This is a genomic window from Streptomyces sediminimaris (assembly GCF_047049295.1).
Lineage (GTDB): Bacteria > Actinomycetota > Actinomycetes > Streptomycetales > Streptomycetaceae > Streptomyces > Streptomyces sediminimaris.
The window spans coordinates 744610-764395 of record NZ_JBJWOT010000001.1 but is presented as its reverse complement, the minus strand read 5'-3'; the positions used below and the strand labels follow the sequence as shown (position 1 = coordinate 764395).

The following is a 19786-nucleotide window of genomic DNA, read 5'->3' as shown; positions in this document are numbered from 1 at the left end:
CCTCACCGATCTTCCGTACCGATCCGGGGAAACAGGAGCGACAGACCGACATGAGTATCTTCCGACGGAGCCAGGGCGCACCGGGCCGCGTGAGTGTGCAGGAAGCGGCCGCGCGCACCGGGCACGGCACGTCCGCAGGCGGCGGTGACGCCGTGCTGCTGGACGTGCGTGAGCCGCAGGAATGGCGGGCGGGACGTGCGCCGTGGGCGGTGCACCTGCCGTTGTCCGCGCTGGCGGCCGGCGCGGGGCTGCCCGCCGAGGTGCAGGCGCGGCCCCTGGTCGTGATCTGCCGCTCCGGCAACCGGTCCCGGCAGGCCGCGGAACTCCTCGTGGCCCGTGGCGCGCACGCGGTGGATGTCGTCGGCGGCATGCGCGAGTGGGCCGGAGCGGGTCTGCCGGTGGTGGACGCGCGCGGCGGGAACGGCGCGGTCGCGTGAGTGCGGTGATACTCGCCCTGGTCGCCGGGGCGGTGGTCGGTCTGGCGCTGGGCGCGCTGGGCGGCGGCGGCAGTGTGCTGGCGGTGCCGGCGCTGATCTATCTGCTGGGTTTCAGTCCGGTCGGGGCGACGACGGCGAGTCTGGTCATCGTCACCCTGACGTCGGTCACGGCGCTGGTGGCGCATGCCCGGGACGGTCAAGTGCGGTGGCGGACCGGAACACTGTTCGCGGCGGCCGGGATCGTGCCGGCGATGGTGGGCGGAGCGCTGGCGTCCCGCATCCCGGCGGCGGCGCTGACGGCGGCGTTCGCGGTGGTGGCGGCCATCGCGGCGGCGCGCATGCTGCGCTCGCGGCAGGCCGCGGAAGGCACGGTGACGGTGCGGCCGGGACGCGCGGCGGCGGCCGGTGCCGGGCTCGGCGCCGTGACCGGCGTGCTCGGCGTCGGCGGCGGCTTCCTGGCGGTACCGGCGCTGGTGGGGGTGCTCGGCCTGCGGATGCGGGCGGCCGTCGGCACCAGTCTGCTGGTCATCACCGTCAACTCGGTCGCCGCGCTGGCCACCCGGGCGGGTACGGTGGAGACGCTGGACTGGGCGGTGGTCGGCCCGTTCATCGCGGCCGCGGTGCTGGGAGCCTGGGACGGCAAGCGGCTGGCCACGAAGATCTCCGGGCACACGCTGCAGCGGATCTTCGCCCTGGTGCTGCTGGCGGTGGCCGCCTTCATGCTCGTCGACGCGGTCATGTGAGGTCCACGCGTCCCGATCGGGCCAGTCAGGCCAGAAAGAGGAACAGCTTCTCCAGGCGGGCGCGGACGGCCTGCGGATCCTCGCCGTCGGTGCCCGTCGTGCGGGCGGAGTCGATGCCGCTCACGCACTGCCGCAGACCGGTGGCGACCATGGTGAAGCCGGCGCGGTCCGGCGCCCGGGAGGCGGCGGCGAGCTGGGTGACGACATCCTCGCAGTCGCGTCCTTCCTCGGTCATCCGGATCACCCCGGAGATCCGGCCCTGGGCGCGGCGCAACCGGTTCAGCACGGCCTTCAGCTCGCGCCCGCACGTTCGATGTCCACGTCCATTCCTCGTCACCATACCCCTAGGGGTACTGTACGTCCCGCTTCGGGACGCCGTCGATCAGTAAGGATCACATCTGTCATGACAGCCCCTGTCACGTTCGCCGTCGATCAGGCCCGTACCCGGCTGCACGAGCTGACCGTCATCGACGTGCGCACACCCGCCGAGTACGCCTCCGGGCATCTGCCCGGCGCGCTGAACATCCCCCTGGACCACCTCCAGCGGGCGCTGCCGGAGATACGGCACGCCGCCGGGCGCGGGGAGGTGCTGGTGGTGTGCGCCTCCGGCGCCCGTTCGCAGAACGCCTGCAAGCTCCTGGCCGAGCAGGGCATAGCCACCGCCACCCTGGCCGGCGGCACCGGCGCCTGGACCGCCGGCGGCCACGACCTGCACACCCCGGTGGCCTGCGACACCCGGGCCGGCTGGAGCATGGAGCGCCAGGTGCGCTTCACGGCCGGCAGCGTCGTCCTGCTCGGCATCGTGCTGGGCCTGCTGGTGCATCCGGCGCTGCTGGCGCTGTCGGCCGCGATCGCGGGCGGCCTGGTCTACTCCGCCCTCACCGACACCTGCGGCATGGCGGCCGTGCTGGGCAAGCTGCCGCACAACCGCCCCCGCGGCGCCGACCTGGACGCCGCCCTCGCCGCCCTGCGCGACCGCTGACCCGCACGGCCCCGGGGCACCCGCGCCACGGCGGGTGCCCCGGGGCCGTTGCCTCATCCGCCCCGCCCACCCCGTAAGCCGGTAAGGAGGACGAACGGCCCCTGCCGACAGCAGACGGGTGTGGCGCACGGTGGGGGAAGGAGGCGGTGCCCGCGAGTGCACCGCCCGGGAGGCAGGACACGCGCATGAACGCCCGGAGCACGGCCCTGGACGAGGGTGCCGACGACCACCTGGCCGAGCGGTTCGGACCGGCCGAACGGCCGACGCGGATCCGGGCGGTGCTGCACCGGCGCCCGGCGGGCCCCGAGGCGGTACGGCACGGCCCGCCCGCCCTCGGCCCGCGCACCCGGCAGGTCGCGGTCGACGGGCGAACGCCGGCGCCGGCGCCGGCACCCGGGCGGTTCGGCATCCTGGAGCGCCTGGCCGCCGGCCCGGGCCGGGTGGTGAGCCGGCGGCACGTCCTGGAGCGGTCGTGAGCCGCCGGGTCACCTGGACCCTCCTGGTCCTCACCTCGCTGCTGCTGGTGCTGGCGGTCGTACCGCTGGCGGCGATGATGACGGCCCGCGAGCGCGTGGCCTACCGCGACAGCCAGCGCGCGGCCACCCGGGTGATCGCCGCGGCGGCCGAGGAGCACCTGTCCGACCACAAACCGGCCGCCGCCATGCGCCAGGAACTGCGGGCCGCCGCCCGGGCGGGGGACTGCGCGGCGGTGTACGACGCCTCCGCGCGCCTGGTGGCCAGTACGCCCTGCGGGGCGGCCCAGGGCGAGGAGGCGCTGGAGCTGGTGGCGGGGGTGCTGGCCGGGCACGAGCCGGAGCCGCCGGAGAACGAGGGCCGGCTGCTGGCCGCGGAACCGGCCGGCGAGGTGCGCAGGCCCGCCGGAGCGGTCGTCCTGGCCCGCTCCGCCGGCCCGCTCGACGCCCGCGTCGCGGCGATCTGGGGCTGGTCCGCCGCGATCGGCGCCGCGGGGCTGGCCGCCACCGTGGTGCTCTCCGTCCGCCTCGCCCGCTGGGTCAGCCGCCCGCTGTCGACGCTCGACGCCTCCGCCCGGCGGCTGGGCGAGGGCGCGCTCGACGAACGGGCCGACGTCGCGGCCGGCCCGCCGGAGGTGCGCCGGCTGGCCGCCACCTTCAACACCATGGCCGCCCGCACGGAGGCCCTCGTGCACGGCCACCGGGCCGTGATCGCGGATGTGTCCCATCAGCTGCGCACCCCGCTGGCCGCGCTGCGGCTGCGGCTCGACGTCCTGGCCGCCGGCGCCGAGACCGGCACCGCGGCCGAACTGGCCGCCGCCCAGGAGGAGATCGCCCGGCTGTCCCGGCTGGTCGACGGGCTGCTGGCGGTGGCCCGTGCCGAGCAGGCGACGCCCCGCCCGAGCGCGGTGCGGGTCGACGAGGTGGTCGCCGAGCGGGTGGCCGCCTGGACGCCCGTGGCCGGGGAACGCGGTCTCCGGCTGACCGCCGGGTCGGGGGAGCCCGGCCTCACCGTCGCCGCGGGCGCGGGCCACCTGGAGCAGATCCTCGACAACCTGATCGCCAACGCGGTGGACGCCGTGCCGGAGGGCGGCAGCGTCACCGTCGACCACCGCGCGGCAGGGGACCGGGCGAGGCTGCGGGTGCGGGACGACGGCCCCGGCATGTCCGAGCGGGCGAAGGCGGTGGCGTTCCGCCGGTTCGGCAACCCCGAGGCCAGGGGCACCGGTCTGGGGCTGGCCATCGTCCACCGGCTGGCCACGGTCAACGGCGGAACGGCGCGGCTGGAGGACACTCCGGGCGGCGGGCTGACCGTCGTGCTGGACCTGCCGCTGTGGCCGGCCGCCGGGCGGAGCGGCGGATCGCGATCGTCACCGGTTGTGAAGGAGACGTGAGCGGGTTCCCGGGTGCCGTCACCGCCGTCCGGTCCGCCGCTCGTACGTGATCGCGGGCTGCCCCGCAGCCCTTCCCCGGCGAGCAGGGCCGGCCCTGGACGGTCCGGGGCGCGGGTCGGGGCCGGCCGGCACCCGGCGCCGCCTCCGGTCACCTCCGTGCGGGGGCGGTCGTCAGCGCACGGGGCGCTCCTCCGGCTCCGGCTGGTCCAGATGCGTGGCGAGCACCGCGGCCTGGACGCGGCGCTGGACCCCCAGCTTCGCCAGCAGCCGGGAGATGTGGTTCTTGACCGTCTTCTCGGACAGGTAGAGCCGCTTGCCGATCTCGCGGTTGGTGAGGCCGTCCCCGATCAGCGCGAGGATCTCCCGCTCGCGCGGGGACAGGCCCGCGAGTTCCGGCGCGACGGCCGGCGTCTCGGCCGGCTCCGCCCGCAGGGAACGCATCAGCCGGGCCGTCGTGGCGGGGTCGAGCATCGACTGACCCGAGGCGACCGTGCGCACCGCGGCGACCAGGTCCGAGCCGCGGATCTGCTTCAGGACGTAGCCCGAGGCACCGGCCATGATCGCGTCGAGCAGCGCCTCCTCGTCGTCGAACGACGTCAGCATCAGCACGGCCAGCTCCGGCATCCGGCTGCGCAGGTCGCGGCAGACGGAGATGCCGTCCCCGTCGGGCAGGCGCACGTCCAGGACGGCGACGTGCGGACGCACCGCGGGCGCCCGGACCAGCGCGTGCTCCATGTTCGCGGCGTCTCCGACGACGGAGATGTCCGGCTCGGCGTCCAGCAGGTCCGCCAGGCCGCGCCGGACGACCTCGTGGTCGTCGAGCAGGAAGACACGGATCGGGTCCTGCGCGGAGAAGGTGCGTGCTTCGGTCATGTCGGCCCCTTGATCCCGGGAGGTGTGGCGCACGGACTGCGGGCCGTCCGCCAGCCGATCATCACGCGCCGGGGCCGGTCGCACTAGGGCCGACCGGCCCCACTCCCCGGTTCGGGCGGCCGGCGCGCGGCCACCCCCTCCCGCCGACGGTGATCCGGTGAGACCGTTTGAGTGTGTTCCTCCTCAGTGTCCTCCCGTGACGTGCGGCAAGGAGGTGCGACCGATGCGGAAGGCCAGACGCACGACGGTGCTCGGATGGCGGTGGCGCCGCAATCCGCTGCGGCGGCGCAGCGACGTGCTGGAGGCGTGGATCGTGCTGGCCGCCTGGACGCTGGCGGCCGTGGCGTCGGTCGCCGCCGGAATCGTCGGGGCACGGGTCGCGCAACACGTGGTGGACGCGGGCCGGGCGGGCCGCAGCCCGGTGACGGCGGTGCTGGTGCGGATCGTGCCGGGCAGCGGACGGGACGTCGTCACCGGGGTCAGGTACGACCGGGTGGTGGCGACGGTGCGCTGGAGCGACGTCCGCGACGGCAGGGCGGTCACCCGCACCGGGCTCATGAACGTGAGGCCCACCGCGCGGCCGGGCAGCACGGTGCGGACCTGGACGGACGGGCACGGCCACCTGGTGGCGCCGCCCGTGGGCGCCACCGAGGCCACCGTCCGCGTGCTGCTCGCCGGTACCGGAGCCGCGCCGGCCGCCGGGGCGACGGTGCTCGGCACCGGGTACCTGGCCCGGCTGCGCGTGCAACGGCGCGCCACCGAGAAGTGGGGCGCCGAGTGGGAGCGGGCCGGACGGCACCGGGGGCACACCACCGGCTGAGGCGGCCCGGACGCGGCGCGGCTCACGCGGTGGACCGGCGGTCCGGCCCGTCGAGCGCGAACTCCACGTCCACGACCCCCTCCACCGCCCGCACCAGACGCGCGGCCACCGGCACGAGCGAGGTGTCGTGGACCCGGCCGGCGAGCGTGGCGACCCCGTCCCGGACCTCGACCACGACCGAGGACTCCGGGGCGGAGAAGAGGTAGGAGACGACCTCCCGCCGGATCTCCTCGGCGATCTCCTCGTCGTCGCGCAGGAAGACCTTCAGCAGGTCCGCCCGGCTGACGATGCCCTCCACCCGCCCGTCGGCGTCGACCACCGGCAGCCGCTTGACCCGCGCGCGGGCCATCTCCCGCGCGGCCTGCGCGAGGGTGGCGTCCGCCCGGACGGTGAGGGCGGGGGAGGTCATCAGGTCCTCCGCGGTGAGCGAGCCGGCCTTGGCCAGGTCGGACAGCCGCCGCAGCTGGGTGCGGCGGTCGGGGTCGCTGTCGCGGAACTCCTCCTTGGGCAGCATGTCGGCCTCGGAGACGATCCCCAGGACCCGGTTGCCGCCGTCCACCACGGGCACCGCGCTGACCCTGCGGTCCTGCATGATCCGCACGATGTCCTTGAAGGCCGCCGCACGGTCGACGGTGGCGACGGCCCGGGTCATCACATCGCTGACGATGTGCGGGGAGCCCTGCATGACGCCTCCCTGAAGGCTCGCCCTCACCGCGCGCTCCCGCTGCCGTAGGGCCCGTACAGATCCAGCAGCCGGATGCGGGCCGCCTGCAGCCGGTGCGCCACGACCATGCCCACCCACTCGGCCACGTTCCGCCCGAACTCCGGGTCCTCCGCGCAGATCGTCCGCACCGTGGTGGCGTCGAACTCGTACGCCCGCACCGGGGAGGACGCCTCGGCGCCGAGGTGCCAGGAGTGCGGCGGGAACAGCCAGGACCAGCCGAGGAGTTCGTTGTGCCCGATGGACTCGATGACGGCGGCCCTGCGGCCGGGCACCCGCATGTCGAGGTCGACCGTGCCGGTGCGGATGATCCAGAACCGGTCGGCCCGGCCGCCCTCCTCGAACAGCCGGGTGCCCAGGGGGAACGACACCTCCCGGGCGAGCCGCATCAGCCGCTGCCGGTGCTCGGCGGACAGCGCCCGCGGCATGCTCATGGTTGCGGGAGCGTTCATGGCGTGCCTCCAGTAAGGCGTACGGGACTTCCACCCCCAGCCTGGGCCCGGCGGCCCGCGGACGGCCAGGGGCCACCCGGCCCCACGAACGGGCCGTCCGGCGGCCCGCGCCACCCCGATGGCACCCTGTGCCGAAGGGCGCCCGGCGGTTCGATGAGGGTGAGAGCTCCACCCGGCGCAGCCTGTAAGGGGGAAACGATCATGGGTACGAGCCTGACGCCGGAGTTCTGGCGGCTGTGCGCCGTCCTCCTGGTGATCGCCATGGCCGTCACCTTCGTGCTCAGCGCGGCACTGGACGCGCTGTACCTGCGCCGGCAGCAGCGGCGCGCCGCGCTGTACTCGGGCACCGCGACGACCGGCGCGACGCCGGATCGCCCGCCCCGGGCCGCCGGCCGCCCGCTGGTGAAGAGCTGACCCGGCCGACCCGCTGAGGGGCGGGGTCCTCAGCGCTTGCGGCCCCACTCGCGGTACGCGGCCACGGCGGTGGGCAGCGTGGGAAAGATCAGGTCCCTGCCCACCGCCTCGGCGAGGCCGTACGCCTCCAGCTGTTCCAGCAGGTCCTGTTTCACCCGGGCCAGGGCGAAGACGATCCCGCGTCCGTCGAGTTCCCGGCGCAGCCGGTCCACCGCGTCGAGGGCGGTGATGTCCACCTCGACGTTCGCCTCGGTGTTGAGCAGGAACCAGCGCACCGGCTCGGTCTGCTCGTCCACCGAGGCCAGGGCCCGGCGGTGGAAGTCCTGGGCGTTGGCGAAGAACAGCGGCGAGTCGTAGCGGTACACCAGCAGGCCCGGGACCGTGCGGGCCTGCGGGTAGTCGTCGACGTCGTGCATCCCCGCCATGCCGGGCACCAGCCCCTCGACGGCGTCGTGCGGGCGGGCCACCCGGCTCAGCAGCTCGGCCACCGACATGCCGACGGCGACCAGGACCCCGTAGAGGATGTCCAGGGCCAGCACCCCGGCCAGGCAGCCGAGGGCCAGCAGCAGTTCGCGCCGCCGGAAGGAGGCCAGCCGGCGAAAGCCCGCGAGGTCGATCATCCGCACGGCCGCGAACACGACGATCGCGCCCAGCACGGCCGACGGCGTCCGCGCCAGCAGGGGGCTGAGGAACAGCAGGACCGCGACCACCGCGAGACCGGCCACCAGCGAGTAGACCTGGCTCCGCGCTCCCGCCGTGGAGGCGAGCGCGGTACGGCTGGCGCTGCTGCTCACCGGGAAGCCGTGCAGACAGGCGGCCCCCAGATTGGCCGCGCCGAGGGCCAGGAACTCCTGGTCGGCGTCCAGCTCCGGGGCGTCGTCGTCGGGTGAGGTGAAGCCGCGGGCCGTGAGGATGAAGTCGGTGTACGCGACCAGGAGCACACCGAGGGCGGGCAGCACCAGGTCCGGCAGTGCGGTGAGGTCCGGAAGCGCGAAGGAGGGCAGGCCCGCGGGGACGTCGCCGATCACCTTGATGCCGTGCGCGCCGTCCAGGTCGAAGACCGTCACGGCCGCCGTGCCCAGCAGCACGAGCAGCAGCGGTCCGGGCACCAGACGCCATCGGGCGACCGAGAACAGGAAGGCCACGGCGACGGACGAGAACACCACGGTGGCCGGATCGGCCTGCCCCAGGTGCCGCAGGAAGGACCACAGCTGCGGGAAGAACCTCGAGCCCGCCGTCGGCACTCCGGTCAGCTTGGTGAGCTGGTCCACCACCATGATCAGGGCGACGCCGGACAGATAGCCGATCAGCACCGGCCGCGACAGCAGGTCGGCGACGAAGCCCAGCCGCAGGACCCGCGCGGCCAGGCAGAGCAGACCGACGGCCGCCGCGAGCGTGGTGGCCAGCGTGGCGTAGCGGGCCGGGTCCGAGCCGGCGAGGGGAGCCACCACGGTCGCCGTCATCAGCGCGGCCGTCGTCTCGGGGCCGACCGACAGCAGCCGCGACGTGCCGAACAGGGCGTACAGCGCGAGCGAGGGCAGGATCGCCCACAGTCCGGCGACCGGCGGCAGCCCGGCCACGCCCGCGTACGCCATCACCTGCGGCACCAGGTACGCGGCCACCGTCAGGCCCGCCAGCAGGTCCCCGCGCAGCCAGGAGCGACGGTAACCGGCCGGCAGGCCGGCACCGGGCACCGTACGGCGCCACCACGGGACGCGGGACATGCGTCTCCTCTCGCCGCCGGCCTCGAAGGAACCACCGCCAAAGAAACCACCGCCCGCCGCCGGCCGCGAGAGGTGCCGCGCCGGTGATCCGGCCCGGCGCCTCGAAGGGGCCGTTCAGCCCATGGAGATCGCCGGCCCGGCACGCGAGTGTGGGGCCGGTCGGGTCCCGGCCAGGGACCTGCGGCCCCCTGCGGCTACCACCCCCGACGACCCACGCTGGAGACAGGTACCGATCAGGAGGCGAACCATGGTGCGCAGCGTTGTCGCAGGTCTGGACGGCTCGGCCGAGAGCCGTGCCGCGGTGGAGTGGGCGGCGCGTGAGGCGGAACTGCGTGACCTGCCGCTGAAGATCGTTCATGTCCGGGAGCCGGTCCCGGAGCCCATGGCGCAGGCCCCGCTGGTCGGTGGCGAGACGATGCAGGACTGGACCGAACGCATCCCGCGCGAGAGCGCCGAGGGCGTCCGGCTGCGCCACCCCGGCCTGCGGGTGACCACCCGGCAGCCGAGCGGCCGGCCCGCCGAGGTGCTGGCCGAGGAGGCCCAGGACGCCGAACTGCTCGTCCTCGGCTCTCGCGCGATGGGCGGCGTCAGCGGCTTCATGGTCGGCTCCGTCGGCCTCTCCGTCGTCGCGCACGCCGCGCGTCCCGTGGTGCTGGTCCGGGCCGGCGAACAGGCCGCCGACGAGCACGAGCCGGACCCGGCGGGCGTTCCCTCGGCCGCCGCGCCCTTCCGGCCCGTCCTCCTCGCCCTCGACACCAGGCACCCCGACGAGACGCTGCTGGAGTTCGCCTTCGACGCCGCCGTCCGCCGCGGGACCTCCCTGCGGGTGGTCCACGGCTGGAACCCGCCCCCCTACTACGCTTACGGCATGTCGGGCGACCTGGCGGCGCACAACTCGGTCTCGCAGCGCGAGACCACCGCCCTGACCGAGGCGCTGCGCCCCTGGCGGCAGAAGTACCCGGACATCGAGGTCACCGAGGAATCCCGGTTCGGCAGCCCCGCCGTGCACGTCGTCAACGCCTCCGTCGCGGCCTCGCTGGTCGTCGTGGGCCGCCGGGTGCGCCACAGCCCCCTCGGCACCCACATCGGGCACGTCACGCACGCCGTCCTGCACCACGCCGCCGCGCCCGTCGCGGTCGTCGCCCACCACTGACACCGCGCTTCGAGGAGGAGGACCGATGATGGAAGCCCCTCTGGTCGTGGGCGTGGACGGCTCCGAGCCGAGCCTGCGGGCCGTCGACTGGGCGGCCGACGAGGCCGTGCTGCGCGGGGTGCCGCTGCGCGTGGTGTACGCCTCGCTGTGGGAGCGCTACGAGGGCGGCTCGCTCGCCGCGGACCTCGGCAAGCCGTCCGAGGAGGTGCTCGCCCAGGACGTCGTCGACCACGCCGCCCGGCGGGCGCTCGCCCGCCACCCGGATCTGCGGGTGAGCGTCACGGTGCTGCCGGAGGAGCCCGAGTACGCCTTGGTGCACGAGGGGCACACGGCCTCCGCGCTCGTGGTGGGCAGCCGGGGCCGCAGCGGCATCGCCGAGTTCCTGCTGGGCTCCGTCGGCCTCAGCGTGGCCGCGCACGCCGACTGCCCGGTCATCGTGCTGCGCGGCAGCCACGACAAGCAGGCGGTGCCGGGGGTCCACGGGCGGATCCTCCTCGGTGTGGGGGAGGACGTGAAGGACGCGCCGGCCGTGCGCTTCGCCGTCGACGAGGCGCGCCGCCGCGGGGTGGCCCTGGAGGCCGTACGGGCCTGGCGGTGCCCCGCGCACGAGACCACCGACCACCCGCTGATGTCCGGCGAGCCCGCCCGGATGCACGAGGAACAGGCCGCGGAGGCGCTCGAAGCGGCGCTCGAGGATGTCCCGGAGGACGTCGACGTGCACCGCCGCACCGTCGAGGGCCATGCCCGCAGGGTGCTGGCGGACCTCTCGCACGAGGCCGACCTCCTGGTCGTCGGGGCCAGGCGCCCGGAGGGGCACTTCGGGCTCCAGCTGGGCCGGGTCGCCCACGCGGTGCTGCACCACTCCGCCTGCCCGGTCGCCGTGGTGCCCCGGAAGGTGCGGGCGCGGTGAGGCGCTTACAGGCTTGCCGTGTGGTCAGGAACGTAATTCTGGAGGTCGCGCGGCGTGCGCAGGTAGCCGGTCGGCGCCGGCCGGTCCGGCAGCTTCAGCACCGGCGGCGGCACGTCGTGGTAGGGAACCGTGCTCAGCAGATGGGCGATCATGTTCAGCCGCGCCCGGCGCTTGTCGTCGCTCTCCACGACGAACCACGGCGCCTCTCTGATGTCCGTGTGCACCAGCATCTCGTCCTTCGCCCGGGAGTACGCCTCCCAGCGGGTGATCGACTCCAGGTCCATCGGCGACAGCTTCCAGCGCCGCAGCGGGTCCTGGAGCCGGCGCCGGAAGCGCTCCTGCTGCTCGGTGTCGCTCACCGAGAACCAGTACTTGCGCAGCAGGACCCCGTCCTCCACCAGCATCCGCTCGAAGATGGGGCACTGGCGCAGGAAGAGCTGGTGCTCCTCCTTGGTGCAGAAGCCCATCACGCGCTCGACGCCGGCCCGGTTGTACCAGGACCGGTCGAACAGCACGATCTCCCCCGCGGCCGGCAGATGCTCCACGTAGCGCTGGAAGTACCACTGGGTGCGCTCGCGCTCGGTCGGCCTGGGCAGCGCCGCGATCCGCGCCACCCGGGGGTTGAGGTGCTCCGCCACCCGCTTGATGGTGCCGCCCTTGCCTGCCGCGTCCCGCCCCTCGAAGACGACCACGAGGCGGGCACCCTCGGCCCGCACCCACTCCTGCAGCCTCACCAACTCGGTCTGCAGGCGCAGCAGTTCCCTCTCATATGCCTTGCGCGGCAGCGCCGCCTCTTTCCTGCCGGCCATGCCGCCTCCATCACCCGTTGCCCACGTCGATGACTTACGGAGTCCCTGATGCCCAAGGTCCACCACCAGGACAGCAGCACGGTACTGACCGAAGAAGAGCTGCGCACCCTGGATCTGCACTGGCGCGCCGCCAACTACCTGGCCGCCGGACAGATCTACCTCATGGCCAACCCGCTGCTGCGTGAACCCCTCAAGCCGGAGCACATCAAGCCGCGCCTGCTCGGTCACTGGGGCACCTCGCCCGGTCTGAACCTCGTCTACACCCACCTCAACCGGGTCATCAAGGCCCGCGGCCTCGACGCCCTGTGCATCTGGGGGCCCGGCCACGGCGGCCCCTCCGTGCTGGCGAACTCCTGGCTGGAGGGCACCTACAGCGAGACCTACCCGGACATCGGCCGGGACGAGGCCGGCATGGAGCGGCTGTTCCGCCAGTTCTCCTTCCCCGGCGGGGTGCCGAGCCATGTGGCGCCGGAGACGCCCGGCTCCATCCACGAGGGCGGAGAGCTCGGCTACTCGCTCTCGCACGCCTACGGGGCCGCCTTCGACAACCCGAACCTGCTGGTCGCCTGTGTGATCGGCGACGGCGAGGCGGAGACCGGGCCGCTGGCCGCCTCCTGGCACTCCAACAAGTTCCTCGACCCGGTGCACGACGGCGCCGTCCTGCCGATCCTGCACCTCAACGGCTACAAGATCGCCAACCCGACGGTGCTGTCCCGGCTGCCCGAGCACGAGCTCGACGAACTGCTGCGCGGCTACGGGCACTCGCCCATCCACGTCAGCGGCGACGACCCGGCCACCGTGCACCGGGCGATGGCCCAGGCGATGGACAGCGCGCTGGAACGCATCGAGCTGCTGCAGCGGTCGGCCCGCGAGGACGGCGTCGCCGAGCGCTCGCACTGGCCCGTGATCGTACTGCGCACCCCGAAGGGCTGGACCGGCCCCGCCGAGGTGGACGGCCTGCCGGTCGAGGGCACCTGGCGGGCCCACCAGGTCCCGCTGGCCGGCGTGCGCGAGAACCCCGAGCACCTGCGGCAGCTGGAGCAGTGGCTGCGCTCCTACCGTCCGCAGGAGCTCTTCGACGCCGCGGGCCGCCCGGTCGCCGGCGCGCTCGCCTGCGTGCCCGAGGGCGCCCGCCGGCTCGGTGCCACCCCGCACGCCAACGGCGGCCTGCTCGTGCGTGACCTGCCCGTCCGCTCCCTCGACCGGTTCGCCGTACCGGTCGACAAGCCCGGCACGACCCTGCACGAGCCCACCCGCGTCCTCGGCAACCTCCTCGAGAAGGTCATGGAGGACACCGCCGCCCGCCGCGACTTCCGCGTCGTGGGCCCCGACGAGACCGCCTCCAACCGGCTGCAGGCCGTCTTCGACGCCAGCGGCAAGGCCTGGCAGGCCGAGCACCTGCCGGTGGACGAACACCTCGACCGGCACGGCCGGGTGATGGAGATCCTCTCCGAGCACACCGTCCAGGGCTGGCTGGAGGGCTACCTCCTCACCGGCCGGCACGGGCTGTTCTCCTGCTACGAGGCCTTCGTGCACATCGTCGACTCCATGGTCAACCAGCACATCAAGTGGCTGAAGACGTCGCGGCAGCTGCCCTGGCGTGCCCCGATCGCCTCCCTCAACTACCTGCTGACCTCGCACGTGTGGCGCCAGGACCACAACGGCTTCTCCCACCAGGACCCCGGCTTCGTCGACCACGTCCTCAACAAGAGCCCCGAGGTCGTACGGGTCTACCTGCCGCCGGACGCCAACACCCTGCTCTCGGTCGCCGACCACGCGCTGCACAGCCGGGACTACGTCAACGTGATCGTGGCCGGCAAGCAGCCCACCTTCGACTGGCTGTCCATGGACCAGGCCCGCGCCCACTGCGCCCGAGGGGCCGGCATCTGGGAGTGGGCGGGCAGTGAGAACGGCGGCGAGCCGGACGTGGTCCTCGCCTGCGCGGGCGACGTGCCCACGCTGGAGGTGCTGGCCGCCGCCCAGCTGCTGCGCCGCCACCTGCCCGACCTCGCGGTCCGCGTGGTCAACGTCGTCGACATGGCCCGGCTGATGCCGCGCGAGGAGCACCCGCACGGGATGACCGACTTCGAGTACGACGGACTGTTCACCGCCGACAAGCCGGTGATCTTCGCGTACCACGGCTACCCGTGGCTGATCCACCGCCTCGCCTACCGCCGCACCGGCCACCGCCACCTGCACGTGCGCGGCTACAAGGAGTCCGGCACCACGACCACGCCGTTCGACATGGTCGTCCGCAACGACCTGGACCGCTACCGGCTGGTCATGGACGTGATCGACCGGGTGCCCGGTCTGGCGGTGCGTGCCGCGGCCGTGCGCCAGCGCATGGAGGACGCCCGGCTGCGCCACCACGACTGGATCCGCGCCCACGGCACGGACCTGCCGGAGGTCGCCGACTGGACCTGGAACGGCTGACCCGCGCCGGAGGGAGCCCCGCGGAGGCTGACGCCGCCTCCCGCGGGGCCCCCTCGGCCCTCGCGACGGGGACCGGTCGGCCCATGTGGTGCCCCCGGCCGTGCCCGACGCTGAAGGCAGGCGACGTCCCCGGGACGACCGCCGTGCCGGACGGGCGCAACAGGAGGCGCAGCCATGACCACCGCGATCACACCCCGCACGACCAGGAAGCTTCCCGCCGTCTACCGGGGCAGGCTCATGAGCATGGCGCACGACGTGCGCTATCCGCCGGACACCCGCCTGTTCACGGAGGGCGGCCGGGCCGATCACTTCTGGATCGTCGAGTCGGGCACCGTCGCCCTCGACACGCGGGTGCCCGGCCGCCGCGCGGCCGTCATCGACACCGTGGAGTCCGGTGAGCTCCTCGGCTGCTCCTGGCTCTACCAGCCGTACCGGTGGCGGTTCGGTGCCCGGACGGTGGGCCCGGTGCGGGCCCGCGAGTTCGACGCGGGGGCCGTGCGGCGGATGTGCGACGCCGATCCCGAGATGGGGCGCTGGATCGCCCTGTGGGTCGGCGAGGTCGTCCACCGCAGGCTGAGCGCGGCACGCACCCGGCTGCTCGATCTGTACGCGCCCTACGGCAGCGGAGCCCGCGGCTGAGACGCGCCGCGCGACGGCGCTCCGGTGGCGCGAAACACGGCGTTGACAAGAAACCGTCACTCTCAGAAGAACCTCAGAAATTGCTGTGCCAGGCTGGCGCGCGAGTGATCGAAAAGTCATGCGCCCCCCTGCTGAAGGAGTCTTATGAGCCTGGTCAACGGCCTGCCCGCGCACGTCCTGCTCGTGCATTTCGTCGTCGTGCTCGTACCGCTGACCGCGTTGGCACTCGTCGTCTGCGCGGTCTGGCCGGCGGCGGCACGGCGCCTGGGCATCGTGCTGCCGCTGCTCGCCCTGGTCACGCTCGCGAGTGTTCCGCTCACCACGCAGGCGGGGGAGTGGCTGGAGGCGCACGTCAACAGCAACTCACTGATACGCCGGCACGCCGAACTCGGTGACGGGCTGCTCCCGTGGGCGGGCGGTCTGCTGGTGCTGGCCGTCGTCGTCTGGTGGGCGGCCCGCCGCACCGCCGCGTCCGGGGACGCGGGCACGTCGGGCACGACGAGTACGACACGCTGGTCGACCACCCCCGTACGCGTCGCGGCCGCCGTGCTGTCGGTCGTGATCGCCGCGGGAGCCGTCGTGGACGTCTACCGCATCGGGGACTCGGGGGCGAAGGCCGCCTGGCAGGGCGGCTTCTCCAAGTCCGCCTCGGGCGGAGAGGGCGACGGCGACTGAGTCCGGCCCGCCCCACGGCCCGGTGGGCCGCCGCGCCCGCGGCGGCTCACTGGAAGACGGCGTGCACCTCGCTCTGGTCGGCGGTGTGGGAGACCACCAGGATCTCGTCGCCCTCCCGCAGCTCCAGGTCCGGCGCGGGCGCCAGCGGATCTCCGCCGCGGACCACGGTGGCCACCACGATGCCGTGCGGCACGGCGATGTCCGCGAGCGTGTGGCCGGCGGCGCGGGACCGGGGACCGATGGTCGTCTCGATCACGTTGACGCCCGCCTTGCTCAGCCGCAGCAGCGCGACCGTGTCGCTGGAGCTGGTCGCCTCCTCGACGAGGGAGACGAGGGGCGCTGCGGCCGGCACGGCGGTGTCGACGCCCCAGTGCCGGGTGAACAGCCAGGCGTTCTCGTCGTCGTTGATCCGGGCGATGACCCGGGGGACCCGGAACTGGCGCTTGGCGAGCAGGCTGACGACCAGATTGTCCTCGTCCTCGCCGGTGGTGGCGACGACCAGGTCGGCGGCGTGGGCGCCCGCGGCCTCCAGCACGGCCGGCTCGCAGGCGTCACCGAGGCACAGCTCGGCGGGCACCCGGCCCTCCAGCGCGGCGACCCGGCCCTCGTCCTGGTCCACGAGCGTGACCTGGTTGCGGGCGGCGCCCAGGACCTGGGCGATCTGGGTGCCGAGGCGCCCGGCCCCGGCGACGACGACCTTCATGTGCCGAGCTCCTTGTCCAGAAAGCCGCGCAGCCGGCCGAGCGCGTCGGCGGCGACGGCGAACGTGACCAGGTCGTCCGCCTCGGCGGGGGTGTGGGACGTGGGCAGGAACGACCGTCCGCCGCGGGTCACCTCGACGACCCGGATCTCGCCGTCCACCTCCAGCGCGCCGAGCCGCCGGCCGGTGAGGTAGGCGGGCAGCCGGGACCGCACCAGCATCGTCTCGCCGTTGCCGAAGTCGAGCTCCGGGGTGAGGTGGCGGTGCAGCAGCATCTGGTGCAGCTGGTGCACCGTCCAGCGCACGCTGGCGATCGTCGGGATGCCCAGGTCGCGGTAGATGTCGGCGCGCCGCGGATCGTAGATGCGGGCCAGCACGATCGGTACCCGGTAGGTCTCCTTCGCCGTGCGGGCGCTGACGATGTTGGTGTTGTCGCCGGAGGTGACGGCGACGAACGCGTCGGCGAGCGCGATGCCGGCGGACTCCAGCAGGGTGCGGCTGAAGCCGTTGCCGTGCAGGACCCGGCCGGAGAACCCGGGGGGCAGCAGCCGCCGGGTCCTCGGGTCGCGGTCGATGACGCGCACGTCGTGGCCCTCGTTGACCAGCTGGGCGGCGAGCTGGGAACCGACCCGGCCGCAGCCCACCACGATGACCCTCATGGCGCGCTCTCCTTTCCGGACGGGGTGCGGGCGGACCTGCGGCGCACCCACCACTTGCGGGCCTCCTCCGCGGCCAGCAGCAGGACGCCGAAGCCGACGAGCACGGCCCAGTCGACGGCGCTCAGGGCCGCGGTGCCGAACACGTCCTGCAGCGCCGGCACATAGCTGATCGCCGCCATCAGCCCGATGCCGAAACAACCCGCCGCGATCAGGCGGGGATTGGACAGCAGCCCGACACCGAACACGCTCTGCCGGTCGGTGCGCACGGCCAGGGCGTTGAAGAACTGGCTCACCACGATCGCCGCCTGGGTGAGCGTGATGGCCTTGCGGTAGGCGGGGTCGTCGCTGGTGAAGTCCGCGTACGGGATCCCCGAGGCGTGCACCTGCCAGAAGAACACCGTGCACACGCCGATCGACTGCACGGCGCCCAGGAAGAGGAACCTGCGCACGAGTTCGGCGGAGAACAGGCGCTCACGGCGGGAGCGGGGCGGGCGGTCCATGGTGTCCCGCTCGGGTGGCTCGGCTCCCAGCGCCAGGGCCGGCAGCACGTCCGAGCCGAGGTCGATGGCCAGGATCTGCACGGCGGTCAGGGGCACCAGCGGGAAACCGGCGAACGCCGCGGCGAGAATCGGCACGAGCTCGGCGATGTTGTGGCTGAAGAGGTAGGCGAGGAACTTGCGGATGTTGCGGTAGACGGACCGCCCGAGTTCCACGGCCGCCGTGATGGAGGCGAAGGAGTCGTCCAGCAGCACCATCTCGGACGCCTCGCGGGCGACGTCGGTGCCGGTGGCGCCCATGGACACACCGATGTCGGCGTGCTTGAGGGCGGGGGCGTCGTTGGCCCCGTCGCCGGTGACCGCGACCACCTCGCCGCGCGCCTGCAGCGCCGCCACCACCCGCATCTTGTGCTCCGGGCTGACCCGGCACAGCAGCAACTGCCCCGGTGCCGCGAGCAGTTCGTCGAGCGCGGCCGCGTCCATGGCGTCCAGGCCGGGACCGGTCACGACGGTGGGCGCCGGGCCCGTCACGATGCCGACGCGGCGGGCGATCGCCTCCGCCGTCAGCGGGTGGTCCCCGGTCACCATCACGATCCTTATCCCGGCCCGGCGGCAGGCCCGTACCGACTCGGCGACCTCGGGCCTGGGCGGATCGAGCATGCCGATCAGGCCCAGGAAGGTCAGCTCCGACTCGGCCTCCCGCGCCGTGCCCGGCGGCTCGTCCACCGGGCGGACGGCCACCGCCAGCACCCGCAGCCCCCGCGCCGCCATCGTGTCGTCGGCGGCGGTCACCTCCTCCCGCAGCCGGGCGTCGAGCTCGTGCTCGGTGGCGCCCAGGCGGATGCGACGGCACCGCGCGAGCAGTTCCTGCGGCGCGCCCTTGACGCACAGCAGGTCGCCCTCGGGCGTCCGGTGGACGGTGCTCATCAGCTTGCGCACGGGATCGAAGGGGAACTCGCCGACGCGCGGCGCCGCCTCCTTCTCCGCCTCCGGCTGCAGACCCGCCTTGGCCGCCGCGACGAGGATCGCGCCCTCCGTGGTGTCACCGAGCACCCGCCAGCCCTCGGCGCCCGCCGGGGGCACCAGCCGGGCGTCCGTGCACAGCGCCGCACAGCGCAGCAGCTCGCCCAGGTCCCCGGCGTCGGACACCTCGCCGGCCGGGGCGTATCCCACGCCTGACACCTCGTGCCAGCTCCCGTCGCCCCAGATCCGGGTGACCGTCATCTCGGCCTGGGTCAGGGTGCCGGTCTTGTCCGTGCAGACGACGGTGGTGGAGCCCAGCGCCTCCACCGCCAGCAGCTTCTTGACCAGAGCCCGGCGGCGGGCCATCCGCCGTACCCCGATGGCCAGCGACACCGACAGCGTCGCGGGCAGCCCCTCGGGCACCAGGGCGACCATCACCCCGAGCGCGAACACGAAGGCCGACACCAGGGGCTGCCCGGTCTGCAGGCGCAGCGCGAACATGCCCGCGCCGATCGCCACGGCCAGCGCCGCCACCCGCCGCGCCATGACGGCGACCTCACGCTGCAGGGGTGTCTTCTGCCGCGGGGCCTCGTCGGTGAGGCGGAAGATCCTGCCGAACTCCGTGGCCGCACCGATCGCGTAGACGACCGCCTTGCCCGATCCGGCCACCACCGTGGTGCCCATGAAGACGCAGTTGCGGGAGTTCAGGGCGGTGTCCGCCGCGGTCGGCTCGCCGACCCTGCCGACCGCGGAACTCTCCCCGGTCAGCGGCGCGTTGTTCACCGACAGGCCGTGCGCCTCGACGACCCGGCAGTCTGCGGAGACCGCGTCGCCCGCCTCCAGTACGACGAGATCGCCCGGCACCAGCCCGGCGGACGGCAGCTCCAGGCGCTCGCCGTCGCGCAGCACCCGGCAGGCGTGCGGCACCATGGCCTGCAGCGTCTGGGCGGTCCGCTCGGCCGAGTACTCCTGGGCGAAGCCGATCACCGCGTTCAGCACCACCACGCCCAGGATCGCGAAGGCCAGCTGCAGGTTCCCGACGTCGCGGGGATCCTGCAGCGCGTAGGCGAGGAACGTCAGCGCCGACGCCGTGATCAGCACCAGCGCGAAGAGATCGGTGAACTGGGCGAGGAAGCGCCGCCACACGCCCTTGCGGCGTGGGCGGGGCAGCTCGTTGGGCCCGTACGTCTCCTGCCGTGTGCGCGCCGCACCGGCGGACAGCCCGCGCGGCGAGCCGCCGAACGCCGTGAACACCTCGTCGGCGCGCAGCCGCTGCACCGGCGGGGCCGACGCGTCGAGCGGAGACACCGCGCCC

The 19786-nt window shown here is 74.0% G+C and carries 21 protein-coding genes; 12 read left to right on the top strand and 9 right to left on the bottom strand.

Going from position 1 to position 19786, the window contains the following annotated elements; all coding sequences use genetic code 11:
• The first annotated feature begins 50 nt into the window (after positions 1 to 50).
• Positions 51 to 437, top strand: a complete 387-nt coding sequence (locus ACJ9NR_RS03550; RefSeq protein WP_412489825.1) for a rhodanese-like domain-containing protein — start codon at positions 51 to 53, stop codon at positions 435 to 437.
• A complete protein-coding gene (locus ACJ9NR_RS03545) occupies positions 434 to 1180 on the top strand; it encodes a sulfite exporter TauE/SafE family protein (protein WP_412489826.1) in 747 nt (248 codons plus the stop codon). The genes ACJ9NR_RS03550 and ACJ9NR_RS03545 overlap by 4 nt, the downstream gene beginning before the upstream one ends.
• A gap of 25 nt (positions 1181 to 1205) precedes the next feature.
• Here ACJ9NR_RS03545 and ACJ9NR_RS03540 read toward each other — a convergent pair whose 3' ends face one another.
• Entirely contained in the window at positions 1206 to 1520 is a 315-nt protein-coding gene (locus ACJ9NR_RS03540) for a metal-sensitive transcriptional regulator (protein WP_412489827.1), read from the bottom strand.
• A gap of 63 nt (positions 1521 to 1583) precedes the next feature.
• On the opposite strand from ACJ9NR_RS03540, the gene ACJ9NR_RS03535 reads away from it, so the two are divergent.
• The 3 genes from ACJ9NR_RS03535 (at position 1584) to ACJ9NR_RS03525 (ending at position 4029) form a co-directional block, all read left to right on the top strand.
• Positions 1584 to 2162: a rhodanese-like domain-containing protein gene (locus ACJ9NR_RS03535; RefSeq protein WP_412489828.1), complete on the top strand. Its 579-nt coding sequence runs from the start codon at positions 1584 to 1586 to the stop codon at positions 2160 to 2162.
• Between the two features lie 185 nt (positions 2163 to 2347).
• A complete protein-coding gene (locus tag ACJ9NR_RS03530) occupies positions 2348 to 2638 on the top strand; it encodes a response regulator transcription factor (RefSeq protein WP_412489829.1) in 291 nt (96 codons plus the stop codon).
• The gene (locus ACJ9NR_RS03525; RefSeq protein WP_412489830.1) at positions 2635 to 4029 is read left to right on the top strand and encodes a sensor histidine kinase; all 1395 of its coding nucleotides are present in this window, start codon (positions 2635 to 2637) and stop codon (positions 4027 to 4029) included. Before ACJ9NR_RS03530 ends, ACJ9NR_RS03525 begins: the two co-directional genes overlap by 4 nt.
• A 171-nt stretch (positions 4030 to 4200) precedes the next feature.
• On the opposite strand, the gene ACJ9NR_RS03520 is transcribed toward ACJ9NR_RS03525, so the two are convergent.
• Entirely contained in the window at positions 4201 to 4902 is a 702-nt protein-coding gene (locus ACJ9NR_RS03520) for a response regulator (RefSeq protein ID WP_412489831.1), read from the bottom strand.
• 223 nt (positions 4903 to 5125) lie between these two features.
• Between ACJ9NR_RS03520 and ACJ9NR_RS03515 the strand changes: the two genes are divergently transcribed.
• Positions 5126 to 5722, top strand: a complete 597-nt coding sequence (locus tag ACJ9NR_RS03515) for an Rv1733c family protein (protein WP_412489832.1) — start codon at positions 5126 to 5128, stop codon at positions 5720 to 5722.
• 22 nt (positions 5723 to 5744) lie between these two features.
• Here ACJ9NR_RS03515 and ACJ9NR_RS03510 read toward each other — a convergent pair whose 3' ends face one another.
• Both ACJ9NR_RS03510 and ACJ9NR_RS03505 read right to left on the bottom strand, forming a co-directional pair.
• Positions 5745 to 6407 (bottom strand): CBS domain-containing protein, encoded by a 663-nt coding sequence (locus tag ACJ9NR_RS03510; RefSeq protein ID WP_412489833.1) that lies wholly within the window; start codon positions 6405 to 6407, stop codon positions 5745 to 5747.
• Between the two features lie 23 nt (positions 6408 to 6430).
• Positions 6431 to 6895, bottom strand: a complete 465-nt coding sequence (locus ACJ9NR_RS03505; protein ID WP_412489834.1) for a cyclic nucleotide-binding domain-containing protein — start codon at positions 6893 to 6895, stop codon at positions 6431 to 6433.
• A gap of 201 nt (positions 6896 to 7096) precedes the next feature.
• Here ACJ9NR_RS03505 and ACJ9NR_RS03500 point away from each other — a divergent pair, with 201 nt between their 5' ends.
• Positions 7097 to 7309 carry a hypothetical protein gene (locus tag ACJ9NR_RS03500; protein WP_412489835.1) on the top strand — a complete coding sequence of 71 codons (213 nt, stop codon included), beginning with the start codon at positions 7097 to 7099 and terminating at the stop codon, positions 7307 to 7309.
• A gap of 29 nt (positions 7310 to 7338) precedes the next feature.
• Here ACJ9NR_RS03500 and ACJ9NR_RS03495 read toward each other — a convergent pair whose 3' ends face one another.
• Entirely contained in the window at positions 7339 to 9033 is a 1695-nt protein-coding gene (locus ACJ9NR_RS03495; RefSeq protein ID WP_412489836.1) for a SulP family inorganic anion transporter, read from the bottom strand.
• A gap of 247 nt (positions 9034 to 9280) precedes the next feature.
• Here ACJ9NR_RS03495 and ACJ9NR_RS03490 point away from each other — a divergent pair, with 247 nt between their 5' ends.
• A complete protein-coding gene (locus ACJ9NR_RS03490) occupies positions 9281 to 10186 on the top strand; it encodes a universal stress protein (protein WP_412489837.1) in 906 nt (301 codons plus the stop codon).
• A 28-nt stretch (positions 10187 to 10214) separates the two neighbouring features.
• Positions 10215 to 11096 carry a universal stress protein gene (locus ACJ9NR_RS03485; protein WP_412490521.1) on the top strand — a complete coding sequence of 294 codons (882 nt, stop codon included), beginning with the start codon at positions 10215 to 10217 and terminating at the stop codon, positions 11094 to 11096.
• A gap of 5 nt (positions 11097 to 11101) precedes the next feature.
• On the opposite strand, the gene ppk2 is transcribed toward ACJ9NR_RS03485, so the two are convergent.
• On the bottom strand, positions 11102 to 11905 hold the full coding sequence (gene ppk2, locus ACJ9NR_RS03480; RefSeq protein WP_412489838.1) for a polyphosphate kinase 2: 804 nt from the start codon (positions 11903 to 11905) through the stop codon (positions 11102 to 11104).
• Positions 11906 to 11953: 48 nt separating this feature from the next.
• Here ppk2 and ACJ9NR_RS03475 point away from each other — a divergent pair, with 48 nt between their 5' ends.
• The 3 genes from ACJ9NR_RS03475 to ACJ9NR_RS03465 all read left to right on the top strand — a co-directional run bounded on the left by ACJ9NR_RS03475 (position 11954) and on the right by ACJ9NR_RS03465 (position 15652).
• On the top strand, positions 11954 to 14338 hold the full coding sequence (locus ACJ9NR_RS03475) for a phosphoketolase family protein (protein WP_412489839.1): 2385 nt from the start codon (positions 11954 to 11956) through the stop codon (positions 14336 to 14338).
• A 174-nt stretch (positions 14339 to 14512) separates the two neighbouring features.
• Positions 14513 to 14977, top strand: coding sequence for a Crp/Fnr family transcriptional regulator (locus ACJ9NR_RS03470; RefSeq protein WP_412489840.1), 465 nt, complete (start codon positions 14513 to 14515; stop codon positions 14975 to 14977).
• A gap of 144 nt (positions 14978 to 15121) precedes the next feature.
• Entirely contained in the window at positions 15122 to 15652 is a 531-nt protein-coding gene (locus ACJ9NR_RS03465) for a DUF2231 domain-containing protein (protein WP_412489841.1), read from the top strand.
• Positions 15653 to 15698: 46 nt separating this feature from the next.
• Here ACJ9NR_RS03465 and ACJ9NR_RS03460 read toward each other — a convergent pair whose 3' ends face one another.
• From ACJ9NR_RS03460 to ACJ9NR_RS03450, 3 genes are read right to left on the bottom strand one after another with little or no spacing between them, the layout of a single operon-like run.
• Positions 15699 to 16355, bottom strand: a complete 657-nt coding sequence (locus ACJ9NR_RS03460; protein WP_412489842.1) for a potassium channel family protein — start codon at positions 16353 to 16355, stop codon at positions 15699 to 15701.
• Positions 16352 to 17011: a potassium channel family protein gene (locus ACJ9NR_RS03455; RefSeq protein WP_412489843.1), complete on the bottom strand. Its 660-nt coding sequence runs from the start codon at positions 17009 to 17011 to the stop codon at positions 16352 to 16354. Before ACJ9NR_RS03455 ends, ACJ9NR_RS03460 begins: the two co-directional genes overlap by 4 nt.
• Positions 17008 to 19779 (bottom strand): cation-translocating P-type ATPase, encoded by a 2772-nt coding sequence (locus tag ACJ9NR_RS03450; protein WP_412489844.1) that lies wholly within the window; start codon positions 19777 to 19779, stop codon positions 17008 to 17010. Before ACJ9NR_RS03450 ends, ACJ9NR_RS03455 begins: the two co-directional genes overlap by 4 nt.
• Between the last annotated feature and the right edge of the window lie 7 nt (positions 19780 to 19786).